Raw genomic sequence first — 13,665 nt, 5'->3', positions numbered from 1 at the left:
AGGGGCAATTCATGAATTGCCCCTACGTAAATTCAATTGGTGACGACGATTTTTTGCGTAAGTCCTATTTAGATGACTTTCATTGCCTAAGATATTTTTGGACAATATATAGCAATTCTTGCGGCTGTGGAGGCTTGCCTAAAAACTCAGTTGCACCAACTAGCCTAGCATGGGCGCGATCAATTGGCGTATTTTGACCTGTCAGGATAATAATCGGCGTGTCCTTAAAAACGGGAGTGTCTCGCAAAAATTTACAGATACTATAGCCATCAGCATTTGGCAGAAGCAGGTCTAATAAAATTAAATCAGGTTTGTGTTCGATGAGTTGGGAGAACCCTCGCATCGGCTCTGGAATACTCAACATTTTATACCCGGCTGGTATCAAGATTTTTTTTAAAGTGTGAGCCAACACGGGACTATCATCAATACAGGCGATTAAAGCTTGTTTCTGGTCAAATTTGGGACGCTGGATTTTGAATTGGGGGAGTGTTGGTGCAACTGTCTGTTTGACAGTCGGTACTTGTAAATCTGGAATGTTTTGGAATTCCAGCATACCCTTCTCAACCCAAGGAATTAAGGACAGAGTTACCTCTGTCACCGATTTTTCTTGTTCTAAAGCAATATCCCATAAAGTGAACTGACTGTTGAGGTACTTCTGGAAAATTGGCAGCGCTTGAGGGTCTACTCCTGGCTTCAAAACTAAAGCAAGGGTCGGGCTGAAGTCACCTAAACCAGCAGCTTGCCATCTTTGCTGCATGTTCGTTGCTTTGTTAACAACTGACAGAATTTCCCAGGAAGATAAGGGTATGACCGCCATAGAGAGATGCCATATATGTTTTTGGCTGGGTTTCCAGTCGATCCTCAAGTCTGCGTAGCTATTTAGCTCAAAAAAACATTCTTGGACAATATTACGAATCACTAACTTAGCTTGGATAGCGCTCAGTTGCCTTTGACTGATGCCTTGAGCGAGAATCTGACATTCCCAAGGCAGGTCTTTCGACAACTTAGAGGAGTTAACACCCCAATTCCAGTTAGGGCAATGCTGCTTTAAGGCTCTGTCCCAACGCCTTACAGGATGCACCTCACTTGTGGCGTAGAGCAATTTCCCACAGGTAAGATAAAGATTCCAAACGACTGTATGGTTGCTTAGAATTAGCACTCCATCACTATCATCTTTACTCAGGTTGTCTAATTCTTTAGTCAGCCTTGTTAGTGTCATTTCTAATAAATTAATAAATTACCGCCTTTATCAATAAAGAAAAATACTCACTCTAATTTGGTATTTATGCATGTCAAACTTAGAGCTTAAGAAAATAACAGCTATTTGGCTCATAGACTGCTCCAAACTAAGTGAATATACTCCAAATAATTATGCCGTAGGTTAGACCATAGTTAACTAAATCAAAGTCTAAAAGTTCGCAGTTAATGAAATTTAACAGTTAATTTCAAAAAACTTAACTCCGATTATTTAAAGTTAGGAAAAGCGGTATTATAATTACAACGAATCAAATTACCTCATCAACGATTAAACCACCGTTAAGGAACATTTTTCGCAAATCCAGAATGCTCATTATTTTTTCATGATAAAGAACTGTCCCTTGAAGGTATTCATCATTAACTGAATGGATACCAGTCGGCACTGTTCTTATCTCGCGTGGGTTCAGGGAGAACATCACATCGCAAACTTCTTCTACCATTAAACCAGCAACTATACCCTCAACCTCCACAACCATTGCCTTAGAATTATTAGCTATACCCATCAACGGTAAATTCAACAATCCGCAAATATCAACTAAGGTGAGAATCTCACCTCGCAAATTCATGTTACCGATGATATGCGTTTTCACACAGGGAATAGGAGTTACTTGGCGGATATCGGTAAATTCTCGTACCATTTCTAAATCAATGCCAAAAACATTACCATTTAAAGTAAATACTGCTAAGGTGATAAAAGTCTTTAAATCCTGACTTTCTGGTGGAAGTCTTAGATTATCAGCTCGTTTTGGAAAAGTTGTTGTTTCTTCCAAAGTTGCATTTGAGCAAAAGACAGGCTGTTGGTTCAGTAATAATTCAGAGTTATTGGCTGGAAATTTGTCTGCATTATAGTTAGAAATAATTTTTGGTTCTAATAAGTTTTTCCAAGACGAAATCTGTTGTATCTCTACATAGTTAAACCAATTCTCTGGATTGGTTAATATGAAAATATTTCCGGAAATACTGGCAACACCAGGAATAATTTTTCTTTGTTCAACTAACGCAAATTCTTGCTCATAATCAAGCACGGTGGGAATTTGCTCAGGAGATATATTTATGACTTCATAGATTTGATTAACAATGATACCCAGTCGGAATTCTTGCCATTTTAAAACCACTAGACTATCTGTAAAACGATAGTTTAGTGATTGATAGCTTAAGCTGAAATTAAAATCCATGACTGGCACAATATTCTCCCGGAGATTAACAAGCCCAACGATTTTATATGGGTTTTCTGGGATGGGTGTTAACTCTGGTAGAGAAAAAAGTTCTTCGACGTAAACTAGGCTGATGCCGTAAAAATAGTTATTTAAGCTAAAGGTGAGATAGGAATGTTCTTTCATTTTGTTTATCAAACGCTTTTTTTAATATAAACTAGTGATTCGGGAAATAATTTTGTCTCAAAATGGCTTAAATCCTGACCACAAAGTTCTGTATGACCTGCGATCAGATATCCTGATGGTTTGAGGATATGGTGAAATTTATCTAATACTTTTGCAATGGCTGATGCTTCAAAGTAAATGAAAACATTACGGCAAATAATTAAATCAATATCTCTCATTTCATTGTGTTCAGGGAAAGAATCTTTGACTAAATTTAAATATTTAAATTTTACCATTTGCTTAATTTGCATATCAAGGTAATATTGATTGTTAAGGTGCAAAAAATATCGCTGCATTATTTCTGGATCAATACTCCTCAACGACCAAGGTGTGTAAATTCCTTGTTTCGCTTTTTTTAATGCTTCTTGATTGATATCTACACCCAAAATCATCAAGTTCCATTGCTCTGGATAGGGAATAAGTTCTTTAAGGACAATAGCCAGAGATAATGGTTCTTCTCCAGTTGAGCATCCTGCACTACAAATGCGGAGAGTTTTATTATTTTGTTGACGTTGAATTAATTCTGGAAGAATGCGATCGCGTAAAAGATTAAACTGCTCTTTATCTCGAAAAAAGTAACTTTCCAGATTAGTCAGCAGTAAAACAAGTCTTTGCCATTCTTGATAGCTTTGTATCGAACTGAATTCTAAAAGTTGATAGTAGTCTTCTGGAAATAATATATTGAGAGCTCTCATCCGGAAAAATATTTTTTCGCTTAAATCTGCTTGGTCTCGCTCTCTAATCTCTAATCCGGTATGCTGGGCAATTAACTTAATAAAAGCTTCTGTTAACTCTACACTGAAAAATTCTGCCTTTGACATATCCTCTCCACATCTCAAGAAGTCTGTTGCAACAGAGCGAGTAGCCTTGGTGCGATCGCCTCAATTGGTAAAATCTGTTTTGCCGCTCCTAAGTTGATTGCTTCTTTAGGCATTCCAAACACCACAGAAGTGGCTTCATCTTGCGCGATAGTAAAGCCCCCAGCTTGAGCGATCGCCTGCATTCCATCCGCTCCATCTCTACCCATACCAGTTAACAATATTCCCACTGTTGCGTTGCCATAAAACTTGGCTACAGACTCAAATGAAACTGTTACAGAAGGGCGATGTCCTGCGACTGGTGGTGAATCAGAGCAAATAAATCGACCCCAAGCATCCAATTTTAAATGCAGCTGTTCAGCTGGGAAATAAATCTTCCCTGGTTTTGGCGTATCCCCAAGTTGAGCAATTTGAATTGTCAATCGGCAACTACTTGCTAACCAATCGATTAATCCCTGTAAAAAACCGAAACAAATGTGTTGCACGCAAATTACTGGCACAGGAAAATCTGCTGGTAACTGAGTGAAAAGTTCTTTCAAAGCTTGGGGACCACCTGTAGATGCACCAATAACTACTATTTTTGGTTTTATGTAGGACTTATAAAGGAAATCAGAAAAATTGTCAGCCTCTAAATTATTTACTTGAGAGCGGGACTTTCGCTTTTTTCTAAATACCCTTACCCCAGACAAAATTTTAATCTTATTAATCAACTCCTGCTTAAACAACTCATTATTTGTTGCCAGTCCTGCGGTTGGCTTAGGAAAAATCTCCACCGCTCCTGCTTCTAAAAGCTCAAAAACATGTTTAGCATCGTCTTCCTGCACCGAAACACTAATTACTAAAATCGGTCGAGGATAAAGTGCCATGACTTGAAATGTAAATTCCAAACCATCCATCTGAGGCATATGAAGGTCTGTACAAATGACATCTGGCTCAACTTTGGGAATCAGTGTCAAACCTTCTAAGCCATTGCGAGCTTCTCCCACTACTTCAATTTCCGGTGATGAGTCCAGAATTCTTTTCAAAATTACTAGAGCAATCCGTGAATCTTCAACTAACAGAACTCGAATAGGCATTAGTAGTGGTTAAAAGTTAGTGGTTAGGAGTTAGGAGTTAGGAGTTAGGAGTTAGGAGTTGTAGAGACGCGAAATTTCGCGTCTCTACGAGGAGCAAAGTGAAATACACGTAGGGTGTGTTATGCCGTAGGCTAACGCACCAAAACATAAAGGGTGGTGCGTTACGGAAGCCGTAACACACCTTACAGTACTTAAATTTTTTCATAAATCAAACCGGATTCCTATATCAACCATCAACTATCAAGTATCAACTAACAACAATTAAACAAGTCTTCCTAATATTTCTAATAAAACATCTTGATTAAAATTACTTTTTATGATATATGCATTAGCTCCCGCTTCAGATCCTTTTCTAATGTCCTCATCGGAAGCAAGCGTTGTTACTAGAATTATCGGCAATGCTTTATATTCTTCATGCTGACGAATTTTGGTAGTGAGTGACAAGCCATCTAAATTGGGCATTTCCACGTCAGATATGACTGCATCAAAGTCACGGGTTTTTAGTTTGTTATAACCATCTAATCCATCCACGGCGATCGCCACTTCATATCCAGCTTTTTCCAAAAGCCGTTTTTCTTGGGTGCGAACGGGGATAGAATCTTCTACTAATAGAATGACACGCTTCCTGAGAATTGTTTTCCTTGGTTTGATAGAGACTACAGATGTGTTTTGCTGTTGCAATGATTTGAGTAAATCTGGGGGGTTAAGAATCATGCAAACTTCCCCTGAGCCGAGAATTGTTGCTCCCATGACATTACGCACCCGCTTCAATAACTGACTCTGAGGTTTGATTACTATCTCTTGAGTATGCTTGATGCGATCGACAAACAAGCCGAATTGTTCTTCTCCCACCTTCAGCAGGACACAAGAACGCAGATGGCTATTTTGTTGTTCTTTTGCGACGTAGGGATAAGCAGGATTTGAGAGTTCCAGCAAATCAGCTAGATTTGCAACAGAAATAGCTTGACCGTCCAAGTCAATAGTTGCTCGATCTTCAGTAATATAAATCTGCTCTTGAGAGATAAGTAAAGTCTTTTGCACAAACTCAATTGGTAGAGCATGGACAATACCTTCAACTTCTAACAGTACTACATTGGTGATTCCCAAGGTTGTGTTTAGCTGGATGCGGAAGGTGCATCCTTGTCCGGGGGTTGATTCTATCTGGATATTACCTTGCAGCCGTTCGACGTTGGTGCGTACTACATCCAACCCGATACCTCTGCCAGAAATTTCTGTAATAAAAGTCCGGGTTGAGAAGCCAGAAGCCAAAATTAGGGGATAAATCTGGCTTGGAGTCATAATTGCCAATTCTTCTGGGCTGTAGAGTCCACGCTTGACAGCGGTTTGTTTTATCTTTTCGATGTCTAGCCCTCGCCCATCGTCTGCCAGTTCAATTACGATATTAGTGGGGGTTCGGTAGCCCCGAAGCCAAATAGTAGCGACGGGAGGTTTGCCGAGTTTTTCTCGTTCTGCGGGAGTCTCGATGCCATGATCGATCGCGTTGCGAACCATGTGCATCAAGGAATCTTTGATTTCTTCAAGGATGCGTTTGTCAGCGGTTGTTTCTCCTCCTTCAATAATTAATTCCACTTCTTTTGATTGTTGTCTGGCTAAATCCCTGACTATGCGAGGAAGCAATTGAAACAGGATGGATAGGGGTTGAAGCCGTAGGGTGTAAATTTTTTCCCTTAATTCTTCAACGATAATGTCTAGTTTAGTGGTGTTTTCCTGAGTTGAAGTTCTCAAAGAGTTGATTGTTTTTTCTAGGCGTTCTGCATAGGGATTAGTATTTAAGGATGAAGAATCAAGATATTTTTCTTGACTAGAAACAGCTTTCCACTTTTCCCACATGCTTGCCATTGCCTCAATTTCAGCGGCAGTGTGGGCTATGGCGGTTTTGGTAAGTGTTAGTTCTTCAGCCTGTGACATTAAAGCATCAAAATGGCGAGTTTGAACGCGAATCGTGTCGATGTGGTAGGGTTGACCAATTTCAGCCTTGTCAACCTGAGTTGCTGTGACAGGAATTTCTGTAGGAAGTGGTAGGGACTTGTGAATAGTTGGTGCTGAAACTGCTTGCATCAACTGGTCAAGTATTTCGGATGTATCAATTCCACTCGGTTGACCAGTAACGGCTTCGTATACTAAAAGACCGATCGCATCTAGTCCTTGATAAAGGCGATCGCTCACATCTGGGCTGAAAATAATCTCGCTTGCTTTGAGACTTAAAAGAATCTCTTCAATTTGATGGGTGAGGGTAATTACATTTTCTACCCCAACACTTCTGGAGTCTCCTTTAAGGCTGTGAGCTTCCCGCAACAGCTCTTCCAAGATAGCTTCGTCTGATGGGTGCTTTTGTAGATATTGCAAACCATCTGCCAGTTTCTGCAAATATTCTTCGCTAGCAATTTGATAAATATCTCGCAGTTCTTCATCTTCTATAAAAGTTGGTGCAAGTTGGCTAGCATTGCTGTTGATTTCTGCTACCGATACTTCGAGGGCTTGTACCTGTTGTTCTGGTTCAACTGCATCTGAAGAAGGCTGTGGCTGTTGTGACTCCAAAACCGGTTGCATCAAATCAAGTATTTGTTCGGTATCAACCCCACTCGATTCACCGGTTACAGCTTCATATATCAATAGACCGATCGCATCTAGTCCTCGATAAAGGCGATCGCATACATTTGAGGTGAAAATAATCTCCCTTGCTTTGATGCTTAAGATAATCTTTTCAACTTGATGGGTGAGGGTGACTACACTTTCTACCCCGACGCTTCGGGAATCTCCTTTAAGGCTGTGGACTTCCCGTCGCAACATTTCCAGGGTAGCTTCGTCCTGTGGATGCTTTTGTAGATATTGCAAACCATCTGCCAGTTTGTCTAAATGTTCTTCGCTAGCAACTTGATAAATATCCCGCAGTTCTTCATCTTCTATAAAGATTAATCCGGGTTGGGGAGCATTGCGGTTAATTTGTGCTATAGGGGCGGTTGTGGTAAATTGATTGCCTTGCTCAAGTAGTATTTGCGGGTCTTGTTCATTTTCTGGAGCGAGTTCAACTAAAGGCAGCGTCGTCGGCAGATTCCCCAGACCAGTTGCAACAAAAGGAACTTCCGTGCCGGTGTCGTGTTGTTTTGACTTTAAAAATACTTGCATCAACTTATCAAGTATCTGTTCCGTGTCAACTCCAGTCGATTCACCAGTAACGGCTTCGTGTACCAAAAGACCAATTGCATCTAATGCTTGAGTCAGGCGATCGCTCACATCTGGGGTGAAAATAATCTCGCTTGCTTTAATGCTTAAAAGAATCTCTTCAACTTGATGGGTGAGGATAACTACATTTTCTACCCCGACAATTCTCGAGTCTCCTTTGAGGCTGTGAGCTTCTCGCCGCAACCGTTCCAAGGTAACTTTGTCTAATGGGTGCTGTGTTAAGTGCAGCAAACCTGCTTCCAGTTTCTGCAAACATTCTTCGCCAGAAATTTTATACAGATTCCGGAGTTCTTCGTCTTCTATCATTTTTCGGTAATGCTACAGAAATAAGGCAGTATATATTTCTAGAATCCATTTTCCTGCTAAATCAAATTATTAAAATAATTTTGGGCAGGGCAGAAATAACGAAGGATACTACACCATCTGCTTGAGAGTCCGAGCAGCTTTGTTAAGTTGCTCGGTGCCCGATCTGGTTTGACTGATGCCAGTGGCGGTTTCTTTTGCCCCTTTGTTGATGGCGTTCATCGCTTCGACGACTTGTTGAATGGCATCTAATTGCTGCTTCAGATTCAGCGATATTTGTTGATTGTTGAAAACCATGTGGTTGACGGCTTTCGCTACCCCTGCGAAGGCTTGATCTGTATTTTGAGCGATTTGCACCCCCGTTTTTACTGTCTTTGTGCCTTCCTCTGTCACCATTACTGTGGAATTAATCGCTTTTTGGATATTAGAAACCAGGAGATTAATTTTTTCGGCAGATTTTTGACTTTGGTCAGACAATCTGCGAATCTCATTCGCAACTACGGCAAAGCCTTTACCATATTCTCCAGCGCGGACAGCTTCAACTGATGAATTAAGTGCCAACATATTAGTTTGGTTTGCCAAGTCAGAAACAATCTGGGAAATGCTGCCAATTTGACTGGCTTGCTCGGAAAGATTCACAATCTGTTCGGCGATCGCTCCCACTTTATTTTCCAAGGTGAACATCCCTTTGAGGGTTTCTCCCACTGCTTGGGTGCCATTCTCCGCCAGCGCTAGAGCTTGCTGTGCGGCGACTGCGGCAGCTTTGGCTTGTTCAGATGACTGTCGGCAAGAAGCTTTGAGTTCATCCATAGTGGTGGTGGTTTCATTCACCGAAGCTGCTTGCTGATTAGCAACACGTTCTTGCTGTTCTATGGTAGAGAAAGTTTGCAAGCTAGAGGCGGATATTCCATTAACCAGTTGCTTAATCAGATTTACCAGTTGCCGTGCCCGATAAATTCCCAGTGGTAGCACCACAGCCAGAGAAACAAGAATAATTAGGATGGCGACGATTTTAAACGAGTTAATGGTAGCAAAAACGCTACTTTTTGGAACTTTATAGATAGCTACCAAGAATTCCGGCTGCTTTGGACTGGGATCAACTTTATGGTAGCTGAAGAGATAGTCTCCGTTGTCAATAAATCCCTGTTCGTTACTCAAGATTTGCTTGGCAACTTCTTGCGAATAATCTTTTTCTAATTTTTCATTATTGCGGAACTCAAACCCCCACTCCTTTTTCGGGTTGGGATGGGAGATGTAGTAGCCTTGTTGATTGACCAGAAAGTTCTCTTTGCCTTGATATTTATTTTTATCGTCAGCCTGTTGATTATCCTCTTTAAAAGCTTTTATAAATTGGTTGGCAAATACATTGGCGATCGCAATTCCTCTATTTTGACCCGCTGAGTCAAAAATTGGTGTAGCGTATCGAATCACTGGTTTAAAAGGTCGTTCGATTTGACCGCGTTCCTGGTTCAGATCCACGGGTGAAACATAGACACTGCCAACAGGCAACTTCATCGTATCGCTAAAATATCGTCTATCTGCTTTGTTTTGCAGCTCGGCTTTGGGGATAACTTTGATGTTAGTGCCATCAGAATCAACTCGCACCAATTCGTTGCCCTGTTCGTCTAAGTACCGCAACTGCATATAATGGGGCTTCTGCTCCATCATGGCACTAAAGGTGGTCTGCAACTGCTCAACCCAGGCATCGTAGGAGGATTTACCTTGTGGGTCTACTCCCCCACTGACTCTAGCTCTGATAATGCCTTGAATCGGGGGAGTTTTGCTCAAGAATAAAACATCATCACTAACACCATCTAAAAATGTATTGATATTTTTGGCTTCTTTGGCTGACTCAGCCTTTAGTTGCTGTTTAGCGACTTCCGATAAGGTGGTAGTGGAAGAAGAAATATTATACAATCCCACGATAGAGACGGGAATTATGGTGCTTAAAAGCAGCAAAAGCATGATTTGATTTTGAAGTCTGAGTTGATTCGGAAATTTTCGGAAAAATTGTTTAAGCATCAGTGGTAAGTTATAACTAGAGAATTCCTCAAGAAAATTTATCCCTCTTTAAAAGAAGGGATCGCAGGTGAGTAAATCACAAGTATTCAATATTTCCCTGCTGTACACATTCACTTTTTAAGTAAATATACGTTAAAAGTAAATATACATAAGGCAAGTCTTTGACCCAAAATCCCTACCATAAATATCTGGTAGGCATTGGTAAACTATCTAATTAGTAAAACCTAATTAGATACCTCAGGCAAAAAGCACCCTAAAAATCGTTTAGCCACCTTGAGAACACTGAGTAGAAGGCGGCGTTTGTGAGGCAAGCAAACACCAGACTTTTCCCGCCCAAGTGTTTAAGTAACTGTCAGCACCCGAAACTGTTTAGTAGACTTCGCAGATCATACCATCAATCTGAATGCAATTAAGCACCAGTGCAACGGGTTGTCTTGCAAAAACTTTTTGAGAAGATGAAAACCTTCGCAGGGGTTGCCGTAGGCATCGCTCTTTTTATGCCAATCACACAGATATATGCTGAACAATAGCCTCTGCCTGAATATCTGAATAACAAGCGTTTACATGGCTCAACTGCAAAGAATCGCGATCAAACTTTCGCAACTTCAACAAAATCAAATTCTGCTGACACCCCAACAGCAACATTACTTAAATCGTGTATTACGATTGCAAAAAGGCGATCGCTTCATCGCAATGGATGGTATGGGTAAATGGTGGTTAGCGCAGTTAGAAGGTGAAGAAGCGCAGATTTTAGAATTACTCTCAGTAGAAACCGAACTACCTGTATCCATTACCCTGATGGTAGCCTTGCCCAAAGGCAATGGATTTGATGAAGTCGTGCGTTGCTGTACGGAATTGGGTGTAGCTTGTATTGCTCCAGTAACGAGCGATCGCACTTTACTCAACCCCAGTCCCCAAAAACTCGAACGCTGGCGCCGAATTGCATCTGAAGCAGCCGAACAATCAGAGCGTTCTTTTGTCCCAACAATATTAGAACCTATTTCCTTTGACGCTGCTTTATCCTCATTTGCAACACACCAGAAATATATTTGTGAGGGACGCGGCAACTATCCACATTTAAAAAGTTGCCTGCACAACCAAGGAGAAATGTCAATAGTTATTGCCACCGGTCCAGAAGGGGGATGGACAGAAAAAGAAATTGACAACGCTATTAAAGCCGGATTTCAACCAGTTTCCCTTGGTCGTCGCATTCTTAGAGCAGTTACAGCCCCGATTGTCGCATTATCCCTAATTTCCGCAGCTTGTGAAGTATAGTAGTAAGCGCTGTCTCAAAATATATTTCGGCGACTGCCAAAATAGCAATTGCGTTGGCGTAGCCCGCCGCAGGCATCGCCAAAATAGCAATTGTTGTCTCAAAAGCTATTTTGGCAACTCCCGAAATAGCTTTTGGGTTCGCTGAAATAGCAATTGTAGTATCCGAAATAGCAATTGTAGTCTCAAAAGCTATTTTGGCGACTCCGGAAATAGCTTTTGGGTTCGCTGAAATAGCAATTGTAGTCTCAAAAGCTATTTTGGCGACTCGCTAAATGGCTTTTGCGATCGCACCCGACCAAATTTGACATAATTAATTTCTACTTTTCTCTAAGAAGATGGAACATGAATAGTAGATTGGGTTAAGAAACGCAACTCAACCTAGAATATCGGCGATCGCACTTTGTTTGAGTTAATGAATGTTGGGTTGACGTATGTTACCCAACCTACAAGATTAGGCGATCGCACTGCCACTGTTGAAATTGCGATCGCAAGTCTCAAGTGAAGGGTGCGATCGCTCCTTTATTTGTAACAAATAGAAAATTCACGAAGAAAGAAGGAAGAAGAAAGACCGAAGTTGTACCCACCTTTAAAAAAGTGGGATTGAAACAAGGACGCTGTTTTTTTTTTGTGCACTCCACCTCAAAAAACTTCTTTTTCTCGTACGGGCACAACGCCCGTTGTGCCCCTACTTTAAACTCAGAACTAAAGTTTAATAGAGCGCTTTTCCTTCTTCCTCCTTCCTCCTTACTTCTTCCTTCATTTGTAAAAAAAGTTCTCAGGGCATAAGCTGTATGAACGTCAAACAGCATTATTGAGAGCATGAGTATAGCGTTTCTCGGTTTAATGAGGTACACCCGTAGGGGCACGGCACTGCCGTGCCCCTACAACCCGCCATATAATTTTGTACCTCACCTGAGTGGGAATCGCTATAAAAAATACTCTAGATAATTTAACTGCGGAATAGCTAAAATTATTGATATCCAAGGATTTCAGCGATTAGTAGTATCTCTTGCAAGGATGACAATTCTTTAAAGTGGACAATAATTATTTAATGGATAGATTTTAAAATTAACGCCTAAAATCATGATTGATGAAGTTGCGATCGCCTTTGACTCTAAAGACTATCACACCGCTGCCAAATTACTCAAACAGCTATTAAAAGAATCTCCCGATAATCCTTGGGTGCAATTTTATGTAGGACGACTGCATGAAGTGTCCAAAAAGCGTCAAGATGCCGAAAAAGTTTATCGGCAACTGCTGCGAACTACAACTAATGCCAAAATAATTACCCTAGCACGTCAGGGTTTGCAGCGACTACAAGAAATTGAGCAAGAAGAAAGACAAAGAGCGATTTTTCAAGCAACAGCTGACCCCAACAACACCGATATCGGCATCTTAATTTTAGAACCCCTAAACAACGAACTGAAAACCGCAGCCGCTCAAAAATTTGCCAAAATCATGCAGCTAGACCCTTACACCGCGAGACTGGTGCTACCAAGTCGTGGCTGGCGGCTTTATCGAACTGGAGCCATAGGAGAATTAAAATTTTATGGTGAGCAACTACGCAAAGCTGAAATTCCTTGCTTTTGGGCAAGAATAGCTGACATTCAAAAAATTCAAGTTTTTCAAGTCAAGCATTTTCAAGAATCTACCACAAAAGCCACGGTTGTTTGTCGCAATCAACTTAATACACTCGGTTCCCTAACCTTTGATTGGTCAGAAGTCAAAGCCACAGTAGTCGGACTTTTGCCCATTTTTGAAGAAGTTGTAGATTTAAATGCACGTCGCAAACTCGAACGCAAAACCCAAACTCAAGACTATGCTCAATTTTGTGATTTACATTTACCTGGTAGAAGTTGTATTTTACGACTTTATGACAACGGCTATGAATTCGACCAAGGTGTAGAAATCACTCCCCAAATTAGCCAAAGTACCATCCGAATTAATTGGAATAGCTTAGTAAACTGGATCGAGCAGCAACTACCTACAGTAAAGCTTTGGTCAGATTTTACGCCTTTTGGAGAGACAGTATTAGATCAAACAGAAATGCTGGGTCAAATTCAGTCTCACATTCACCTATTTCGTAGGGAAAAGACTAATTGGGACCCAGCATTTCATTTATACAGCGGACTAATATTTGTTAAGGGGAATGGGTAATGGGGAATGGGGAGTGGGGAATGGGGAATGGGGAATGGTGAGTCCAGCACTGCGGGAGGGTTTCCAGGAGTGCCGATTCTGGCGAACGCCGAAGGGGGGAATGGGGAATAGAGAATAAAAATAATGCCCAATGCCCATTGCCCATTGCCCATTGCCCAATGCCCAATTCCCAAA

At 41.1% G+C, this 13,665-nt stretch carries 9 protein-coding genes; 2 read left to right on the top strand and 7 right to left on the bottom strand.

From position 1 onward, the window contains the following. Positions 1-79: 79 nt before the first annotated feature. From AABK37_RS00285 to AABK37_RS00260, 6 genes are all read right to left on the bottom strand, one after another. Positions 80-1,219: a response regulator gene (locus AABK37_RS00285; RefSeq protein ID WP_432549626.1), complete on the bottom strand. Its 1,140-nt coding sequence runs from the start codon at positions 1,217-1,219 to the stop codon at positions 80-82. 286 nt (positions 1,220-1,505) lie between these two features. After that, positions 1,506-2,597 carry a chemotaxis protein CheW gene (locus AABK37_RS00280; RefSeq protein ID WP_432549625.1) on the bottom strand — a complete coding sequence of 364 codons (1,092 nt, stop codon included), beginning with the start codon at positions 2,595-2,597 and terminating at the stop codon, positions 1,506-1,508. A gap of 8 nt (positions 2,598-2,605) precedes the next feature. Next, complete coding sequence (locus AABK37_RS00275) at positions 2,606-3,457, bottom strand: CheR family methyltransferase (protein WP_432549624.1); 852 nt, start codon at positions 3,455-3,457, stop codon at positions 2,606-2,608. Positions 3,458-3,471: 14 nt separating this feature from the next. Beyond that, the gene (cheB, locus tag AABK37_RS00270) at positions 3,472-4,530 is read right to left on the bottom strand and encodes a chemotaxis-specific protein-glutamate methyltransferase CheB (protein ID WP_432549623.1); all 1,059 of its coding nucleotides are present in this window, start codon (positions 4,528-4,530) and stop codon (positions 3,472-3,474) included. A 261-nt stretch (positions 4,531-4,791) separates the two neighbouring features. Further along, positions 4,792-8,040, bottom strand: a complete 3,249-nt coding sequence (locus AABK37_RS00265; protein WP_432549622.1) for an Hpt domain-containing protein — start codon at positions 8,038-8,040, stop codon at positions 4,792-4,794. A 108-nt stretch (positions 8,041-8,148) separates the two neighbouring features. Then, positions 8,149-10,002 carry a methyl-accepting chemotaxis protein gene (locus tag AABK37_RS00260; RefSeq protein WP_432549621.1) on the bottom strand — a complete coding sequence of 618 codons (1,854 nt, stop codon included), beginning with the start codon at positions 10,000-10,002 and terminating at the stop codon, positions 8,149-8,151. Between the two features lie 621 nt (positions 10,003-10,623). Here AABK37_RS00260 and AABK37_RS00255 point away from each other — a divergent pair. Together AABK37_RS00255 and AABK37_RS00250 are read left to right on the top strand one after the other, a co-directional pair. Continuing rightward, positions 10,624-11,334 (top strand): 16S rRNA (uracil(1498)-N(3))-methyltransferase, encoded by a 711-nt coding sequence (locus AABK37_RS00255; RefSeq protein ID WP_432549620.1) that lies wholly within the window; start codon positions 10,624-10,626, stop codon positions 11,332-11,334. Positions 11,335-12,417: 1,083 nt separating this feature from the next. Then, positions 12,418-13,491 (top strand): tetratricopeptide repeat protein, encoded by a 1,074-nt coding sequence (locus tag AABK37_RS00250; protein WP_432549619.1) that lies wholly within the window; start codon positions 12,418-12,420, stop codon positions 13,489-13,491. On the opposite strand, the gene AABK37_RS00245 is transcribed toward AABK37_RS00250, so the two are convergent. Further along, positions 13,465-13,650, bottom strand: a complete 186-nt coding sequence (locus AABK37_RS00245; protein ID WP_432549618.1) for a hypothetical protein — start codon at positions 13,648-13,650, stop codon at positions 13,465-13,467. The two genes, AABK37_RS00250 and AABK37_RS00245, sit on opposite strands and share 27 nt — an antisense overlap. Between the last annotated feature and the right edge of the window lie 15 nt (positions 13,651-13,665).

Source organism: Tolypothrix sp. VBCCA 56010 (genome assembly GCF_050875635.1).
In the GTDB taxonomy this organism is placed as follows: domain Bacteria; phylum Cyanobacteriota; class Cyanobacteriia; order Cyanobacteriales; family Nostocaceae; genus Hassallia.
The sequence above is the reverse complement of the archived record's forward strand: the minus strand, read 5'-3'. Positions and strand labels throughout refer to the sequence as shown.